Below are 17,131 nucleotides of genomic sequence, written 5' to 3' on the forward strand. Positions count from 1 at the left end.
CCGGTCGCCGCCGCGCGGCGCGCCGCGGCCGTGACCGCCTGCCGACGCCGGCACCGGTGAGGGTGCCGGGCACGGGCTCGCCGGCGGCCGAAAGTATGGCCCCGAACATGAGGGCCGTCCATGATCGGCCCGGGCGGAACATTAGACTCGACGGGCCCGGCAATAGCTCGACACAGCCCTACTGCAAGGAGGCACGGGTGCCGCTGCTGACCCGCATCAGGGGACCGCGCGATCTGGACCGGCTCAGCCTGGAGCAGCTTGACCGGCTGGCAGAGGAGATCCGGACCTTCCTCGTGGACGCGGTCTCCAAGACCGGCGGCCACCTCGGCCCCAATCTCGGCGTGGTCGAGCTCACCATCGCCCTGCACCGTGTCTTCGAGTCGCCGAAGGACAAGGTGCTGTGGGACACCGGCCACCAGTCCTACGTGCACAAGCTGCTCACCGGGCGTCAGGACTTCTCCAGGCTGAAGATGAAGGGCGGCCTGTCCGGCTATCCCTCGCAGGCCGAGTCCGAGCACGACGTCATCGAGAATTCGCACGCCTCGACCGTCCTCGGCTGGGCCGACGGCCTCGCCAAGGCCAACCAGCTGCACGGGCGCGACAGCCACGTGGTCGCCGTCATCGGTGACGGCGCGCTGACCGGCGGTATGGCCTGGGAGGCCCTCAACAACATCGCGGACGCCAAGGACCGCCCCCTGGTCATCGTCGTCAACGACAACGAGCGGTCGTATGCCCCGACCATCGGCGGCCTGGCCAACCACCTCGCGACGCTCCGGACCACCGACGGGTACGAGCGCTTCCTCGCGCGCACCAAGGAGGTCCTGGAGCGGACCCCCGTCGTCGGCAAGCCCCTCTACGAGACCCTGCACGGCGCCAAGAAGGGCCTGAAGGACTTCATCGCCCCGCAGGGCATGTTCGAGGACCTGGGCCTGAAGTACGTCGGCCCCATCGACGGCCATGACATCGAGGCGCTGGAGTCCGCGCTGACCCGGGCCAAGCGGTTCGGCGGGCCCGTCATCGTGCACTGCCTCACCGAGAAGGGCCGCGGCTACCAGCCCGCCCTCCAGGACGAGGCCGACCGCTTCCACGCCGTCGGCAAGATCCACCCCGACACGGGCCTGCCGATCGCCTCCTCCGGCGCCGACTGGACGTCGGTGTTCGGTGAGGAGATGGTCAGGCTGGGCCGGGAGCGGGAGGACATCGTCGCCATCACGGCCGCGATGCTCCAGCCGGTCGGTCTCGAGAAGTTCGCCAAGGCGTTCCCGGACCGGGTCTACGACGTCGGCATCGCCGAGCAGCACGGCGCCGTCTCCGCGGCCGGCCTCGCCACCGGCGGCGTCCACCCCGTCTTCGCCGTCTACGCCACCTTCCTCAACCGGGCCTTCGACCAGGTGCTGATGGACGTGGCCCTGCACAAGTGCGGCGTCACCTTCGTGCTCGACCGGGCCGGCATCACCGGCACCGACGGCGCCTCGCACAACGGCATGTGGGACATGTCGATCCTCCAGGTCGTGCCGGGGCTGCGTCTCGCCGCGCCGCGCGACGCCGACCAGGTGCGCGCCCAACTCCGCGAGGCCGTCGTGGTCGAGGACGCCCCGACCGTCGTGCGCTTCTCGAAGGGCGCCGTCGGCCCCGCCGTACCGGCCGTGGGCCGCGTCGGCGGCATGGACGTGCTGCGCGAGGCGGGCACCGACACCCCGGACGTGCTCCTCGTCTCCGTGGGCGCCCTCGCGCCGATGTGCCTGGACGTCGCCGACCTCCTCGACAAGCAGGGCATCTCCACCACCGTCGTCGACCCGCGCTGGGTCAAGCCCGTCGACGAGGCGCTCGCCCCGCTCGCCGAGCGGCACCGCGTGGTCGTCACGGTCGAGGACAACTCCCGTGTGGGCGGCGTCGGTTCGGCGATCGCGCAGGCGCTGCGCGACGCGGGCGTCGACATCCCGCTGCGCGACTTCGGCATCCCGCCGCGCTTCCTCGACCATGCCTCCCGCCAGGAGGTGATGGCGGAGATCGGCCTGACCGCACCGGACATCGCCCGCCAGGTCACCGGGCTCGTCGCGAAGCTCGACGGCCGGTTCGACCGTACGGCGGTGGACTCGGTGGAGCCCGCCTGCGACTGACGCGACCACCGGGCAGGTCTCCCCGGGCCGGTTCCACCATCCTTTACGGTGGCGGAACCGGCCTGTTCGCGTGAATCCGCCCGAGGCGGGGCACACGGTCGTCACCCCCTTCCGATCATGTCGGGGACGACGAGCGTGGGAGGCAGTCCGTGGGCAGCACCCTCTTCAGGACGAAGAAGGTCGAACAGTCGATCCTGGACACCGAGGAACCCGGGCACGCGCTCAGGAAGACGCTGTCCGCGCTGGACCTGACCGTGTTCGGCGTCGGCGTCATCATCGGCACCGGCATCTTCGTCCTGACCGGCAAGGTCGCCAAGGAGAACGCGGGCCCCGCCGTCTCCGTCGCCTTCGTGGTGGCCGCCGTCGTCTGCGCGCTGGCCGCGCTCTGCTACGCGGAGTTCGCCTCCACGGTCCCGGTCGCGGGCTCCGCGTACACGTTCTCGTACGCCACGCTCGGCGAACTGCCGGCCTGGATCATCGGCTGGGACCTGGTCCTGGAGTTCGCACTGGGCACGGCGGTGGTCGCCGTCGGCTGGTCCGGCTACATCCGGTCGCTGCTGGACAACGCGGGCTGGCACCTGCCCGCGGCGCTCGGCGGCCGGGACGGGGTGAGCGGGTTCGGCTTCGACATCCTCGCCGCCGCGCTGGTCCTGGTGCTGACCGCCGTCCTCGTCCTCGGCATGAAGCTCTCCGCCCGGCTCACCGGAGTCGTCGTCGCCATCAAGGTGACCGTGGTGCTGATCGTGATCGTGGCGGGCGCCTTCTTCGTCACGGGCGCCAACTACCGGCCGTTCGTCCCCAAGGCCCAGGTGGTGGAGGCGGGCGGCACGCTCAAGGCCCCGCTCATCCAGTCGATGTTCGGCTGGGCGCCCTCCAACTTCGGGGTGATGGGCATCTTCACCGCCGCGTCCGTCGTCTTCTTCGCCTTCATCGGCTTCGACATCGTGGCGACGACCGCCGAGGAGACCAGGAACCCGCAACGCGACATGCCGCGCGGCATCCTGGGCTCCCTGTTCGTCTGCACGGCGCTGTACGTGGGGGTGTCCATCGTCGTCACCGGCATGGAGCGCTACACCAGGCTGACCGTGGACGCCCCGCTCGCCGACGCGTTCAAGGCCGTCGGGCACCCCTGGTACGCGGGTGTGATCAGCTTCGGCGCCGCCATCGGCCTCACGGTCGTCTGCATGATCCTGCTGCTCGGCCAGTCCCGCGTCTTCTTCGCGATGAGCCGCGACGGGCTGCTGCCCCGCTTCTTCTCCCGTGTCCACCCCCGCTTCAGGACGCCGCACCGGCCGACCGTCCTGCTCGGCGTGGTCATCGCCGTCGTCGCCGGCTTCACCAGCCTCAGCGAACTCGCCGAACTGGTCAACATCGGCACGCTCTTCGCCTTCGTCGTCGTCGCGCTCGGCGTGATCATCCTCCGCCGGACCCGCCCCGACCTGCACCGCGCCTTCCGCACCCCGTTCGTCCCCGTGGTACCGGTCCTGTCGGTGTGCGCCTCGCTGTGGCTGATGCTGAACCTGCCCGCCGAGACCTGGCTGCGGTTCGCGATCTGGCTGGTCATCGGCTTCGCCGTGTACTTCCTCTACGGGCGCTCGCACAGTGTCCTGAGCCCCGGTGAGGGGGCCCGGGCCGACGAGGCGGCGGGCCCGCCGGGCGATCGGGCGCCGTGACCGGCCGCCGCACGCGGAGGGCCGGACGCGCCCTCCCCGCGCGGGGGGTGGCCGCTCAGCCGCGCACCGCGCGCGGCCCGGCGACCTGTGCGCCCAGCTCCGTCACCCGGCGCCGCAGCTCCCGGTCGGCCGTGACGACCAGACAGGGGCGGCCGCCGGCCGCGGCGACCAGTTCGACGATGCGGTCGTCCCCGCTGCCGGACGCCGTCTCCACCCGCACCCTTGGCACGGAGGCCACACCGCGCGCCGCGCCCTCCACCACCAGGACGATCTCCACGGGGTCCGGGCGGCCGGGGACGCCGTCCGCGGCCAGCCGGTCCCGCAGCCGCTCCGCGGCACCCTTCCTGTCCCGCCACCATCCGTCGGGCACCGATCCGACGACGTTGGCCGCGTCGACGATCGTGAGCAGGGGAGCGTCCTCGTCCATGGGGCAAGCGTGGCACGAGCCGGGCGGCAACCCGTCGCGCGGCCCCTCGCCCTTACAGTGAACCGGTGAACGGCGAATGGTTCATCCGCGGCCGTGACGGCCGGCTCAGTGTCTACATCCCGTCGGGCGACGCCCTCCTGTGCCGGGCCGAGCGCCACCCCGGTGGCCCCTGGGAGGCGCCTCGCCGTGTGGGCGGCGGACAGAAGCTGCTCCCCGGGCCGGCCGTCGGCCAGGGCGCCGACGGCTACGCCCATCTGGTGTCCTGGCGGCCCACGGTGCCCGGCGAGTCCGGTCTGGTGCACTCCACGCACTTCCGCCCCCATCTCGCGGCGCTGGACTGGGTCCCCGTCGGCCACCCCAGCAAGAAGGGCGACCGGACCGGGATGCCGGCCGTCGCCGTCGACGCCGAGGGGCGCGCTCACGTCTTCGTGCGCAACCTGGGCGGCGGGGTGAGCATGGTCGCCCAGAAGGCGACGGGCGGCTGGGACCCGTGGCGCGACCTGAAGGGCGATGGCGTCCGGGAGGACCTGGCGGCGGTGACGGGGGAGTCCGGGCGCGTGGAGCTGTACGCGGCCGCTCCCGTCGGCATCCTGCACTGGCGGCAGGAGGAACCGGGGGCCCAGCCGGTCCTGGACGAGGTGGTGGAGGTTCCGGTACGCCCGGGCACGCTGCGCGCGCTCGCCACGTCCCCGGACAGCACCACCCTCTTCTACACCGACGGATCCGGTGACCTGTGCGCCTGGCGCCCCGGCGGCAAGCCGGTCGCCCTGCTCCCCGCCGCCGGCCCCGGCCCGGCCTCCGCCGTTCGCTGCACGCTCGGCGGCCATGACTGCACGCTGCTCGCCCAGCGCTCGGCCGACGGACGTGTCGCCTTCGCCGCCTATCCCACCGAACAGGAGTCGTCCGGCGCCTGGTGGACCGAGTCGGGCCCGCGCCTGCCGGCGGGCGCCCGGGTGGCGGTGGCCGAGGACGCCGAGGGACGCGTCGTGGCCGCGTCGCTGACCGAGGACGGAGAACTCCGCCTGGCCCGTCAGAAGGACGAGCCGGGGCTGGCACTGGCCGCCTGGCGGACGGTCTGACGGGCCCGACGGCAAAGCCCCCGCCACGGGCGGGGGCTCTGCCGCGTGCGTGCGGTGCCTACGCGGGAACCGACGCCACGCCCGGCGCCAGGAACTTCTTGCCGTTCACGCGCTCGGAGACGCCCTCGCGGTCCAGGTACGGCGTGATGCCGCCCAGGTGGAAGGGCCAGCCGGCGCCCGTGATCAGGCACAGGTCGACGTCCTGGGCCTCGGCGACGACGCCCTCGTCGAGCATCAGGCCGATCTCCTGGGCCACCGCGTCCAGCACCCGGGCGCGGACCTGCTCCTCGGTGAGGACGGTGTCTCCCTGCTTCAGCAGCGCGGCGACCTCCGGGTCCAGCTCCGGCTTGCCGCTGTCGTAGACGTAGAAGCCGCGCTTGCCCGCCTCGACGACCGACTTGAGGTTCGGGGAGACCTCGAACCGGTCCGGGAAGGCGCCGTGCAGCGTCTGAGACACGTGCAGGCCGATCGCCGGGCCGACCAGCTCCAGCAGCACCAGCGGGGACATCGGCAGACCGAGCGGCTCGACGGCCTTCTCGGCGGCCTCGACCGGGGTGCCCTCGTCGATGACGTTCTGGATCTCGCCCATGAAGCGGGTGAGGATGCGGTTGACGACGAACGCCGGGGCGTCCTTCACCAGCACCGCCGTCTTCTTCAGCTTCTTGGCGACGGCGAACGCCGTGGCCAGCGACGCGTCGTCGGTCTGCTCGCCGCGGACGATCTCCAGCAGCGGCAGCACCGCGACCGGGTTGAAGAAGTGGAAGCCGACGACCCGCTCGGGGTGCTTGAGCTTCGACGCCATCTCCGTCACCGAGAGGGAGGAGGTGTTGGTGGCCAGGATCGCGTGCGCCGGTGCGACCGCCTCGACCTCGGCGAACACCTGCTGCTTGACGCCGATCTCCTCGAACACGGCCTCGATGACGAAGTCCGCGTCACGGAAGCCCTCGGCCTTGTCCAGGACACCGGAGACCAGTGCCTTGAGGCGGTTGGCCTTGTCCTGGTTGATCCGGCCCTTGCCGAGCAGCTTGTCGATCTCGGCGTGGACGTAGCCCACTCCCTTGTCGACGCGCTCCTGGTCGATGTCCGTGAGGACGACCGGGACCTCCAGGCGGCGCAGGAAGAGCAGCGCCAGCTGAGAGGCCATCAGGCCGGCGCCGACGACACCGACCTTGGTGACCGGGCGGGCCAGGTTCTTGTCCGGGGCACCCGCCGGGCGCTTGCCGCGCTTTTGGACCAGGTTGAACGCGTAGATGCCGGCACGCAGCTCCCCGCCCATGATCAGGTCGGCGAGGGCCTGGTCCTCGGCGTCGTAGCCCTGCTGCAGGTCGCCGTTCTTCGCCGCGGCGATGATGTCCAGCGCGCGGTAGGCGGCCGGGGCCGCACCGTGCACCTTGCCGTCGGCGATGAAGCGGCCGCGCTCGACGGCCTGGTCCCATGCCTCGCCGCGGTCGATCACCGGGCGCTCGACCTCGATGTCGCCCTTGAGGACCTGCGCCGTCCACAGCAGGGACTGCTCCAGGAAGTCGGCGCCCTCGAAGAGGGCGTCGGCGATGCCGAGCTCGTAGACCTGCCGGCCCCTCAGCTGCTTGTTCTGGTTGAGCGAGTTCTCGATGACGACCGAGACGGCCTTGTCCGCGCCGATCAGGTTCGGCAGCAGGGTGCAGCCGCCCCAGCCGGGGACGAGGCCCAGGAAGACCTCGGGGAGCGAGAAGGCCGGGAGCGCCTGCGAGACCGTGCGGTACGTGCAGTGCAGGCCGACCTCGACGCCGCCGCCCATCGCCGCGCCGTTGTAGTACGCGAACGTCGGGACCGCGAGGGCCGACAGGCGTTTGAAGACCTCGTGGCCGCCCTTGCCGATGGCCAGCGCGTCCTCGTGCCGCTTCAGCAGCTCGACGCCCTTGAGGTCGGCGCCGACCGCGAAGATGAACGGCTTGCCGGTGATGCCGACGCCGACGATCTCGCCGGCCGCGGCCTCCTTCTCGACCTGGTCGATCGCGGTGTTGAGGTTCGCGAGCGACTGCGGGCCGAAGGTGGTCGGCTTGGTGTGGTCGAAGCCGTTGTCCAGGGTGATGAGGGCGAATCGCCCGGCCCCGAGCGGCAGATCGAAGTGGCGCACGTGCGCCTGGGTGACGACCTCGTCCGGGAACAGCTCGGCCGCGCCCTTCAACAGCTCAGCGGTGGTGCTCACTTGTCCCCCTCGAAGTGCGGGTTCTCCCAGATGACCGTCGCGCCCATGCCGAAGCCGACGCACATGGTGGTCAGGCCGTAGCGGACCTGCGGCTGCTCCTCGAACTGGCGGGCCAGCTGGGTCATCAGGCGGACACCGGAGGAGGCGAGCGGGTGACCGAAGGCGATGGCGCCGCCGTACTGGTTGACGCGCTCGTCGTCGTCGGCGATGCCGTAGTGGTCGAGGAGGGCCAGGACCTGGACCGCGAACGCCTCGTTGATCTCGAACAGGCCGATGTCGGAGATGGACAGACCCGCCTTGGCGAGGGCCTTCTCCGTCGCCGGGATCGGGCCGTAGCCCATGACCTCCGGCTCGACGCCCACGAAGGCGTAGGAGACCAGACGCATCCTGACCGGCAGGCCGTTCTCCCGCGCGAAGTCCTCGGAGGCGATGATCGAGGCGGTGGCGCCGTCGTTGAGACCGGCCGCGTTGCCCGCCGTGACCCGGCCGTGGACGCGGAAGGGCGTCTTCAGGCCGGCCAGGTTCTCCAGAGTCGTGCCCGGGCGCATCGGCTCGTCCGCGGTGACCAGGCCCCAGCCGGTCTCGCCGCCCTCAGGGTCGGTGCGGCGCACGGAGATCGGCACCAGGTCCTGCTGGATCTTGCCGTTGGCGTACGCCTTGGCGGCCTTCTCCTGCGAGCGCACGGCGTACTCGTCGGCGCGCTGCTTGGTCAGCTGCGGGAAGCGGTCGTGCAGGTTCTCGGCGGTCATGCCCATGAACAGGGCGGACTCGTCGACCAGCTTCTCGCTCACGAACCGCGGGTTCGGGTCGACGGCCTCGCCCATCGGGTGGCGGCCCATGTGCTCCACACCACCGGCGATGACGGCGTCGTACGCGCCGAACGCGATGGAGCCCGCCGTGGTCGTCACGGCCGTCATCGCGCCCGCGCACATGCGGTCGATGGCGTAGCCGGGCACGGTCTTGGGCAGGCCCGCGAGGATGCCCGCGGTGCGGCCGATGGTCAGGCCCTGGTCGCCGATCTGGGTGGTCGCCGCGATGGCGACCTCGTCGATCTTGTGCGGGTCGAGGCCCGGGTTGCGGCGCAGCAGCTCCCGGATGGCCTTCACGACGAGGTCGTCGGCGCGGGTCTCGTGGTAGATGCCCTTCGGGCCCGCCTTGCCGAACGGGGTGCGGACGCCGTCGACGAAGACGACGTCCCTGACGGTACGAGGCACGATGGCTCTCCTCCAGGGTGCGGGATGGCACAGCTGCCACGCGCTGAGCGCGCGCTCAGCACTATGCTACTTACGAGTAACCAGGCTGCCCAGTCCAGAGGCCCCAAGCGGTGAAGGTCACACCTCGGGCACTTCGCACCGGACGGCACCCGTGCCGCCGCGGCCACGCGTCCCCGCACGCCGGGCCCCTCGCGGGGGCATGCGTGGCCGCGCCGTTCGCTCGGTGGATCCTGGCGTGATCCCGACATCGCCGTTCCGCTTCCAGGTACCCCGGCCCCTGCCGGGGAGGACGCGGTGACGCGCCCGGCAGGGGCGCACCCGCCCTCAGCCCTTCCCGGACAGCGCTGCCACCAGAACCGGTGTGACCAGCTCGATCTGCCACTGCCGGGCGCCGAGGCCGAGCAGCGCGGCGGCCACCGTGTCGGGGTCGGCCGGCTTCGGCGGCTCCCAGCACACACGCCGCACGGTGTCCGGAGCGACCAGGTTCTCCTGCGGCATGTTCAGCCGCTCGGCCAGCGCCGAGACGCCGGCCCGGGCGGCGGACAGCCGCGCCGCGGCGGCCGGATCCTTGTCGGCCCACGCACGCGGCGGCGGGGGTCCGGTCACCGGTTGACCGGGCTGCGGCAGCTCCGCCTCGGGCAGCGCCCTCGCACGGTCGATCGCGGCCTGCCACTGCTCCAGCTGCCGTCGGCTCATGCGATGGCCGAAGCCGTTCACGGAGGTCAGGGCGTGCATGTTCGGCGGCAGGGCCAGCGCGGCCTCGATGATCGCGGTGTCGCCGAGCACCTTGCCGGGCGAGACGTCCCGGCGCTGTGCGATCTGGTCCCGGGTCTGCCACATCTCCCGGACGACGGCCATCTGCCGGCGGCGGCGCACCTTGTGCATGCCCGACGTGCGGCGCCAGGGGTCCCTGCGCGGCTCCGGCGGCGGCGCGGAGGCGATCGCCTCGAACTCCTGCAGGGCCCACTCCAGCTTGCCCTGCCGGTCGAGTTCCTTCTCCAGGGCGTCCCGCAGGTCGACGAGCAGCTCCACGTCGAGGGCGGCATAGCGCAGCCACGGTTCGGGCAGGGGGCGCGACGACCAGTCGACGGCCGAGTGGCCCTTCTCCAGGACGAAGCCCAGCACGTTCTCCACCATCGCGCCCAGCCCCACGCGCGGGAACCCGGCCAGGCGGCCGGCCAGCTCGCTGTCGAACAGCAGCGTCGGCATCATGCCTATCTCGCGCAGGCACGGGAGGTCCTGGGTGGCGGCGTGCAGCACCCACTCCGTACCGGAGATCGCCTCGCCCAGGCCCGACAGGTCGGGGCAGGCCGTGGGGTCGATCAGCGCCGTGCCCGCGCCCTCGCGGCGCAGCTGCACCAGATAGGCGCGCTGGCCGTATCGGTATCCGGACGCGCGTTCGGCGTCCACGGCGACGGGGCCGGTGCCGGCGGCGAAGGCGGTGATCACCTCGTTCAGCGAGACATCGTCGGCGATTACGGGCGGGATGCCGTCCCGCGGCTCAAGCAAGGGGATCGGCGCCGCTTCGACATCGTCCGGAGGGGCGCCTCCGGTGGCTCGCAGTGGGATCTCTGCTGCGGTCTCTTGGGCGTCGGTCACCTGTCAAGGGTATCTGTGTATGGACCGCACCCGCCGACGGAACGTTCCGTCGGCGGGTGCGGGAGGGTCGTAAACCGGTCATGTGTTACGCGTGTCAACGAGGGTTCCGGTGTGGCAGGTGATCCGCGGGACGCGGGGGCGGGACGCGGGGGACGGGGAGGACGAGGTGGGAAGAGGGGCGGCGGGTGGGGGAGTCGGGCGAGGGCGGGAGGGGTCCCGGACTCGGGTCGGCGGCGGGCTCGATACGGACGCGGGCCGGGGCGTGCTGCGGGGCCGGGTCAGTGGATGATGCCGGTGCGCAGGGCCACGGCCACCATTCCGGCGCGGTCGCCCGTGCCGAGCTTGCGGGCGATACGGGCGAGATGGCTCTTGACGGTCAGCGCGGACAGGCCCATGGAGACGCCGATCGCCTTGTTGGACTGGCCCTCGGCGACCAGGCGCAGCACCTCCACCTCGCGGCCGGACAGCTCGCGGTACCCGCCCGGGTGGCTCGGGGCGCCCGGGGGGCGGCGGTGCAGACGTGCGGCGGCGGCGCCGATGGGGGCGGCGCCGGGGCGGGTGGGGAGCCCGACGTTCGTCCGGGTGCCGGTGACGACGTAGCCCTTGACTCCGCCCGCGAGGGCGTTGCGGACGGCGCCGATGTCGTCGGCGGCGGACAGGGCGAGGCCGTTGGGCCAGCCCGCGGCGCGGGTCTCCGACAGGAGGGTGAGCCCCGAGCCGTCGGGGAGGTGGACATCGGCGACGCAGATGTCGCGCGGGTTGCCGATGCGAGGACGGGCCTCCGCGATGGACGACGCCTCGATGACGTCGCGCACTCCGAGCGCCCAGAGGTGGCGGGTGACGGTGGAACGGACCCGTGGGTCGGCCACGACCACCATGGCGGTCGGCTTGTTCGGGCGGTAGGCGACCAGGCTTGCGGGCTGCTCGAGGAGAACGGACACCAGGCCTCCTGGGGGTGCGGGACGGGGCCGGCTCTGGGGATGAAGCCGGGACGAACCGTGCTTTCAAGGTCACAGTCGTCTTCGGCACCAAACTCGTGCTCCTTTAGAGAATGATCACGATTTGGTGAGTAACAATTCGTGCAATTCGGACGCGCGAGCGATCAACTGAGACCAGGTCGGTTCGCTCCTTTGTCGATATGAGGCCGAAAGTGGCCGTATCGACAAAGAGATGGCAAGGAGGTCCGTCTAAGGGTTGACGCCGGGCGTCAGCGGGACTGCGGCCCCCGCCGCTGCGGCAGCGTGACCACCGAGCCGTCGCCGGGGCCCGCCGGGGGCAGGCCCGCCACCTGGGACAGCAGATCGCACCAGGAGGCCAGGTGGGCGGCCGTGTCCGGGACGCCGCCGACGCCCTCCCGGGGCGTCCAGGAGGCGCGGATCTCGATCTGGGAGGCGGCCGGACGCGCGGCGAGCCCGCCGAAGTAGTGCGAGCTCGCGCGCGTGACGGTGCCGCTCGGTTCGCCGTACGACAACCCGCGGGACTGGAGCGCCCCGGTCAGCCACGACCAGCACACATCGGGCAGCAGGGGGTCGGCGGCCATCTCCGGTTCGAGTTCCGCGCGCACCAGCGTCACCAGGCGGAAGGAGCCCTGCCACGCCTCGTGCCCGGCCGGGTCGTGCAGCAGGACGAGGCGGCCGTCGGCCAGGTCGTCCTCGCCGTCGACGACCGCGGCCTCCAGCGCGTACGTGAACGGGGCGAGGCGCTGTGGCGGGCGCGTCGGCTCGACCTGGATCTCCGGCCGCAGCCGCGCGGCCCTCAGCGCGTCGACCGCGGCGCGGAAGGGCAGCGGAGCCGTGTCCATCGCATTCGGGTCCCCCTCCGTTGCGTCGTCCATTCCGTCAGCGCCGTCCGTCAGTCGTCCCTGAGCCGCAGCCATGCGGGGAAGAGTAAGGGCAGGAAAGCGGGTTCGCAGGGAGAGACACCCGTTGCCTGCGGCGGTTGGCCGGGAACGGCGGGGTGCCGTTGCGGGCGCGTCCGGGCCTTGGGGGCGCGCCGCCCCCGGCACCCCTCACCCGCGCGGCGTGGGAGACTTCTGGCGTGAGTGCCAACGACCGCCCCGCGACGGGCCAGCCCACAGCGACGTACGACTCCGCCTTCCTCAGGGCGTGCCGACGCGAGCCCGTGCCGCACACGCCGGTGTGGTTCATGCGGCAGGCCGGGCGCTCCCTGCCCGAGTACCGCAAGGTGCGCGAGGGCATCCCCATGCTGGAGTCCTGCATGCGGCCCGAGCTGGTCACCGAGATCACTCTCCAGCCGGTGCGCCGGCACGGCGTGGACGCCGCGATCTACTTCAGCGACATCGTCGTCCCCCTCAAGGCCATCGGCCTCGACCTCGACATCAAGCCCGGTGTCGGCCCGGTCGTCGCCCAGCCGGTCCGCTCCCGCGCCGACCTCGACCGGCTGCGCGACCTGACCCCCGAGGACGTCTCCTACGTCACCGAGGCCGTCCGGCTGCTCACCGCCGAACTGGGCGCCACCCCGCTGATCGGTTTCGCGGGCGCGCCCTTCACGCTGGCGAGCTACCTCATCGAGGGCGGCCCCTCGCGGACGTACGAGCACACCAAGGCGATCATGCACGGCGACCCGCGGCTGTGGGCGGACCTGGTGGACCGGCTCGCCGACATCACCGCCGCCTTCCTGAAGGTGCAGATCGAGGCGGGCGCCTCCGCGATCCAGCTCTTCGACTCGTGGGCCGGTGCCCTCGCCCCCGCCGACTACCGCCGCTCGGTGCTGCCGGCCTCGGCCAAGGTCTTCCGCGCGGTCGAGGGGTACGGGGTCCCCCGCATCCACTTCGGCGTCGGCACCGGCGAGCTGCTCGGCCTGATGGGCGAGGCCGGCGCGGACGTCGTCGGCGTCGACTGGCGCGTCCCGCTGGACGAGGCGGCCCGCAGGGTCGGCCTCGGCAAGGCACTCCAGGGCAACCTCGACCCGGCGGTCCTCTTCGCCCCGCAGGAGGCCGTCGAGGCCAAGACCCGCGAGGTGCTCGACGCCGCCGCCGGTCTGGAGGGCCATGTCTTCAACCTCGGCCACGGCGTGCTGCCGTCGACCGACCCGGACGCCCTCACCCGGCTCGTCGAGTACGTCCATGCGCAGACGGCGCGCTGAGCCGCGCCGTCGCACCTGCTTCAGAGCGCATTGCCCCCGTCGCGCCGGCTCCGGCGCACACCGCCCGTCGGCTCACCAGCCGGGCTGCGCGTGCCTGCCCCACAGCAGGCCGCGCGGCTCGGGCGGCGGCGGGGTGCCCGGGCGCAGCGGCCAGGCCAGGGCCATGCCCACCACGAAGCCGACGACGTGGGCCGCGTAGGCCACGGTCCCGGCCGAGGAGACACCGCCCCCGGACGAGTAGACCGCCTGCAGCACGAACCAGAAGCCGAGCACGATCCACGCGGGCAGCCGCAGCGGCAGGAAGATCAGGAACGGCACCAGGACCCAGACCCTGGCCCGGGGGTAGAGCACCAGATAGGCGCCCAGCACGCCCGCGATGGCCCCCGACGCGCCGATCAGCGGGTCGCCGGAGGTGTCGTTGAAGTACGCGAAGCCGTACGCCGCCGCGTATCCGCAGACGAGGTAGAACAGCGTGAAGCGGACATGGCCGAGGCGGTCCTCGATGTTGTTGCCGAAGATCAGCAGGAACAGCATGTTGCCCAGCAGATGCAGCCAGCTGCCGTGCAGGAACATCGCCGTGAAGACCGACGCCGGCGGTGACTTGCGGTACTCCGGCGGCGCCACCACACAGCCCGCGCCGTGCGGGCCGACGCCGACCTCGCCGGTGGGGACGAGCCGTGGCAGCTGGCCGTGGATCAACTCCCTTGGCACCGCCGCGTAGTGCTCCAGGAACGCCTGCAGGTGGCACAGCTGCGACAGGTCGCTCTGGCCCGCCACCGAGCCCGCTATGCCGGGGGTCAGCAGGAAGACGACGAAGTTGGCCGCGATCAGCGCGTACGTCACATAGGGCGTACGGCGCACCGGGTTCACGTCACGGACGGGGATGACCACAAGGAAGTAGTGCCCTGGATGGGCCGGGCGAATCGGTGAACGCGGCGGCGCGCGCGTCCGTATGTCTCCTCAACCGCCCGCGGTGCGGGGAAGGCGTGTCGCGGGGACGACGTGAGGAACAGGCGATGAACGACCGAGTTACTCCTCCGATCCACGCTCTGCCCGACGGCGAGGCCGAGGTCGCCCTGGTGATCCGTCTGCCCTGGGAGGACGTCGCCCGGCTCGGTCAGGAGGCCGGGCGGCTCGCATCCCAGATGCAGCGTCCCGTGACCCTCGACGAGGCCGTCAGCCACCGCCTGCGCTCCACGCGGCCGGCGGCCCACGCCAAGCCGGCGGGTGCCCAGCCGCAGCCGGCCGCCATGGCCTCCAGCGCCTCCGTGTCGTCGTTGCCCGCCCGGCCGCCGGCCGAGCAGGCCCGGCAGGCGATCGAGCGGATCAACGGGGGCGGCCAGCACGAGACGGCCTGACCGTTCGTGGCCCCGTGACGTCGCGGTCCCGCGCGCTCACGGGGCGCCCGGGTCACCCGCGGTTCCTCCGCACCGCCGCAGCCGCCTTCCGCGCCGCCACCAGGACCGGGTCCCACACCGGTGAGAACGGAGGCGCGTAGCCCAGGTCCAGGGCCGTCATCCCCTCGACCGTCATCCGCGCGCTCAACGCGACCGCCGCGATGTCGACGCGCTTGGCCGCGCCCTCCCGGCCGACGATCTGGACCCCGAGCAGCCGTCCCGTGCCGCGTTCGGCGAGCATCTTCACGGTCATGGGCGAGGCGTCCGGGTAGTAGCCCGCGCGGCTGGTCGATTCGATGGTGACCGTCTCGTACTGCAGGCCCGCCCTGCGCGCGTCCTTCTCACGCAGGCCGGTGCGGGCGATCTCCAGGTCGCAGACCTTGCTCACCGCCGTGCCGACGACGCCGGGGAACGTGGCATAGCCGCCGCCCGCATTGGTGCCGATGATCTGACCGTGCTTGTTGGCGTGCGTGCCCAGGGCGATGTGCCGCTCGCGCCCGGAGACCAGGTCCAGGACCTCGACACAGTCGCCGCCGGCCCAGATGTCCTCGTGGCCGCGGACCCGCATCGCGAGGTCGGTGAGCAGCCCGCCGTGCTCGCCGAGCGGCAGCCCGGCCGCCTTCGCGAGCGCGGTCTCCGGGCGTACGCCGATACCGAGGACGACCACGTCCGCCGGGTACGCGGCGGCCTCCGTGCCGACCGCCCGGACCCGCCCGTCGTCCCCGGTGAGGATCTTGGTGACCTCCGCGTCGTTCACCATGGTGATGCCGAGGCCCTCCATGGCGCGGTGCACGAGCCGGCCCATGTCCGGGTCGAGCGTGGCCATGGGCTCGCTGCCGCGGTTGACGACGGTGACCTCGTAGCCGCGGCGGATCAGCGCCTCGGCCATCTCCACGCCGATGTAGCCGGCGCCGACGACCACCGCGCGGCGCCCCCGCGTGGCGGTCAGCGTGTCCAGCAGCGCCTGGCCGTCGTCCAGGGTCTGCACCCCGTGCACCCCCGGTGCGTCGGCGCCGGGCAGGTCGGGTCGGACCGGCCGGGCGCCGGTCGCGATCACGAGTTTGTCGTACCGGGTCCACACCTCGGCCCCGGAATCGACGTCCCGCGCGCGTACCCGCCGCCCCGCGACGTCGATCTGCACGACCTCGGTGCGCATCCGCAGGTCGATGCCGCGCGCCCGGTGCTCCTCGGGCGTCCGGGCGATCAGTTCGTCCCGCGTGGCGACGTCGCCGCCCACCCAGTAGGGGATGCCGCACGCCGAGAAGGAGGAGAAGTGGCCGCGTTCGAACGCCACGATCTCCAACTCGTCGGGGCCCTTGAGGCGGCGCGCCTGCGACGCGGCGGACATGCCGGCCGCGTCGCCGCCGATGACGACCAGGCGCTCCCGCGAACGGTTCGTACGGCTCATGCTCATACGGACACGCTACGGGGACGGGTCGTCTCAGTTCCGCTCGCCTCGTTCTTCTTCCCGCCGCTGGACGGGCACGGGTGCCGTACCGGCCACGGGAAACGGGCCGGGCGCGGCCGGCGCGGACGGCGCGGCCGGCGCGGCAGTGGCAGCGGGAACGGACGCGGGCGCCGGGCGGCGCGGCAGCCTGGGGCGCACGAACCGCGCCCACACCACCACCAGCAGGGCCGCGAACACCGCGAACGGAAGTGCCGCGCCGATCGCCAGGGCGATCCACCGCAGCATCGTCACGAAGACGTCCCAGCCGCCCGCCAGCGCGTCCACGAACCCCGGCCGGTCGTCCTTCGACGCCTTCTTCACCGGCGTCTGCGACAGCGAGAGCGTGACGGTGGCCAGGCTGGTGCGGTCCTTCAGCGACGCCTGCTGGGCCAGCAGCGCCTCGAGATCGGCCTCACGGGAGCTCAACTCCCCTTCCAGCGCGACGACATCACTGAGGCTGGTGGCCCTGTCCATGAGCTCGCGCACCCGCGCCACACTGGCACGCTGCGACCTGATGCGGCTGTCCACGTCGACGACCTGACCGGTGACGTCCTCGGCCCTTGCGGTGCGGTCGACCAGCCTGCCCGCTCCCTGCAGCCCGGTGAGCACCTCGTCGTACTTCGCGGTGGGCACGCGCAGCACGAGCCGGGTGCGTTCATGGCCCTCGGCGTCGCGGCTTGTGCTCTCGCTGCCGACGAACCCGCCCGCGTTCTCGACGGTGGTCCGCGCCTGGTCGAGTGCCTTGGGCACGTCCTTGACCTGCACGGTGAGGGACGCTGTGCGGATGATGTCGCTCGCGGGCAGCTTCGGCGCGGCCGTGCGCGCCCGGGAGGCGCCGCCGGCGGTGTCGAACTGGCGGACCAGGTTGTAGATGAGCGTGTT

14 protein-coding genes are annotated in these 17,131 nt (G+C 72.3%); 5 read left to right on the forward strand and 9 right to left on the reverse strand.

The features are described from left to right. Positions 1 to 197 precede the first annotated feature (197 nt). Complete coding sequence (gene dxs, locus ACFSL4_RS03045; protein WP_381078060.1) at positions 198 to 2,120, forward strand: 1-deoxy-D-xylulose-5-phosphate synthase; 1,923 nt, start codon at positions 198 to 200, stop codon at positions 2,118 to 2,120. A 149-nt stretch (positions 2,121 to 2,269) separates the two neighbouring features. Beyond that, complete coding sequence (locus ACFSL4_RS03050) at positions 2,270 to 3,793, forward strand: amino acid permease (RefSeq protein WP_381078062.1); 1,524 nt, start codon at positions 2,270 to 2,272, stop codon at positions 3,791 to 3,793. A gap of 55 nt (positions 3,794 to 3,848) precedes the next feature. Here ACFSL4_RS03050 and ACFSL4_RS03055 read toward each other — a convergent pair whose 3' ends face one another. Continuing rightward, complete coding sequence (locus ACFSL4_RS03055; RefSeq protein WP_381078064.1) at positions 3,849 to 4,220, reverse strand: NTP pyrophosphohydrolase; 372 nt, start codon at positions 4,218 to 4,220, stop codon at positions 3,849 to 3,851. Between the two features lie 65 nt (positions 4,221 to 4,285). Between ACFSL4_RS03055 and ACFSL4_RS03060 the strand changes: the two genes are divergently transcribed. Beyond that, positions 4,286 to 5,299, forward strand: a complete 1,014-nt coding sequence (locus ACFSL4_RS03060) for a PLL family lectin (protein WP_381078067.1) — start codon at positions 4,286 to 4,288, stop codon at positions 5,297 to 5,299. Positions 5,300 to 5,357: 58 nt separating this feature from the next. On the opposite strand, the gene ACFSL4_RS03065 is transcribed toward ACFSL4_RS03060, so the two are convergent. From ACFSL4_RS03065 to ACFSL4_RS03085, 5 genes are all read right to left on the reverse strand, one after another. Next, a complete protein-coding gene (locus ACFSL4_RS03065; protein ID WP_381078070.1) occupies positions 5,358 to 7,487 on the reverse strand; it encodes a 3-hydroxyacyl-CoA dehydrogenase NAD-binding domain-containing protein in 2,130 nt (709 codons plus the stop codon). Continuing rightward, complete coding sequence (locus ACFSL4_RS03070; RefSeq protein ID WP_381078073.1) at positions 7,484 to 8,701, reverse strand: thiolase family protein; 1,218 nt, start codon at positions 8,699 to 8,701, stop codon at positions 7,484 to 7,486. Before ACFSL4_RS03070 ends, ACFSL4_RS03065 begins: the two co-directional genes overlap by 4 nt. A 324-nt stretch (positions 8,702 to 9,025) precedes the next feature. Next, positions 9,026 to 10,300 (reverse strand): HRDC domain-containing protein, encoded by a 1,275-nt coding sequence (locus ACFSL4_RS03075; RefSeq protein WP_381078076.1) that lies wholly within the window; start codon positions 10,298 to 10,300, stop codon positions 9,026 to 9,028. A 278-nt stretch (positions 10,301 to 10,578) separates the two neighbouring features. Next, a complete protein-coding gene (locus ACFSL4_RS03080) occupies positions 10,579 to 11,241 on the reverse strand; it encodes a response regulator transcription factor (RefSeq protein WP_003993737.1) in 663 nt (220 codons plus the stop codon). Positions 11,242 to 11,507: 266 nt separating this feature from the next. Continuing rightward, positions 11,508 to 12,134, reverse strand: coding sequence for a DUF3000 domain-containing protein (locus ACFSL4_RS03085; protein ID WP_381078092.1), 627 nt, complete (start codon positions 12,132 to 12,134; stop codon positions 11,508 to 11,510). A gap of 203 nt (positions 12,135 to 12,337) precedes the next feature. On the opposite strand from ACFSL4_RS03085, the gene hemE reads away from it, so the two are divergent. Next, positions 12,338 to 13,405, forward strand: a complete 1,068-nt coding sequence (gene hemE, locus ACFSL4_RS03090; protein ID WP_381078079.1) for a uroporphyrinogen decarboxylase — start codon at positions 12,338 to 12,340, stop codon at positions 13,403 to 13,405. A gap of 72 nt (positions 13,406 to 13,477) precedes the next feature. Here the strand turns inward: hemE and ACFSL4_RS03095 are convergent, their stop codons facing one another. Further along, the gene (locus tag ACFSL4_RS03095; protein ID WP_381078082.1) at positions 13,478 to 14,296 is read right to left on the reverse strand and encodes a rhomboid family intramembrane serine protease; all 819 of its coding nucleotides are present in this window, start codon (positions 14,294 to 14,296) and stop codon (positions 13,478 to 13,480) included. Positions 14,297 to 14,421: 125 nt separating this feature from the next. Between ACFSL4_RS03095 and ACFSL4_RS03100 the strand changes: the two genes are divergently transcribed. Next, a complete protein-coding gene (locus ACFSL4_RS03100; RefSeq protein ID WP_381078085.1) occupies positions 14,422 to 14,763 on the forward strand; it encodes a hypothetical protein in 342 nt (113 codons plus the stop codon). Positions 14,764 to 14,815: 52 nt separating this feature from the next. Here the strand turns inward: ACFSL4_RS03100 and ACFSL4_RS03105 are convergent, their stop codons facing one another. Both ACFSL4_RS03105 and ACFSL4_RS03110 read right to left on the reverse strand, forming a co-directional pair. Beyond that, positions 14,816 to 16,216 carry an FAD-dependent oxidoreductase gene (locus ACFSL4_RS03105; RefSeq protein ID WP_381078087.1) on the reverse strand — a complete coding sequence of 467 codons (1,401 nt, stop codon included), beginning with the start codon at positions 16,214 to 16,216 and terminating at the stop codon, positions 14,816 to 14,818. Positions 16,217 to 16,243: 27 nt separating this feature from the next. Then, positions 16,244 to 17,131: DUF4349 domain-containing protein (locus ACFSL4_RS03110; protein WP_381078089.1), on the reverse strand; the 888-nt coding region annotated here is incomplete at its 5' end.

Origin of the sequence: Streptomyces caeni (assembly GCF_042678285.1) — a bacterium.
Taxonomy (GTDB): Bacteria; Actinomycetota; Actinomycetes; order Streptomycetales; family Streptomycetaceae; genus Streptomyces; species Streptomyces caeni.

Bases quoted from the DNA above. Each gene is read 5' to 3' on its own strand.
- ACFSL4_RS03055 (WP_381078064.1), bottom strand. From the start codon at position 4,220: ATGGACGAGGACGCTCCCCTGCTCACGATCGTCGACGCGGCCAACGTC.
- ACFSL4_RS03100 (WP_381078085.1), top strand. From the start codon at position 14,422: ATGAACGACCGAGTTACTCCTCCGATCCACGCTCTGCCCGACGGCGAG.
- ACFSL4_RS03085 (WP_381078092.1), bottom strand. From the start codon at position 12,134: ATGGACGACGCAACGGAGGGGGACCCGAATGCGATGGACACGGCTCCG.
- ACFSL4_RS03105 (WP_381078087.1), bottom strand. From the start codon at position 16,216: ATGAGCATGAGCCGTACGAACCGTTCGCGGGAGCGCCTGGTCGTCATC.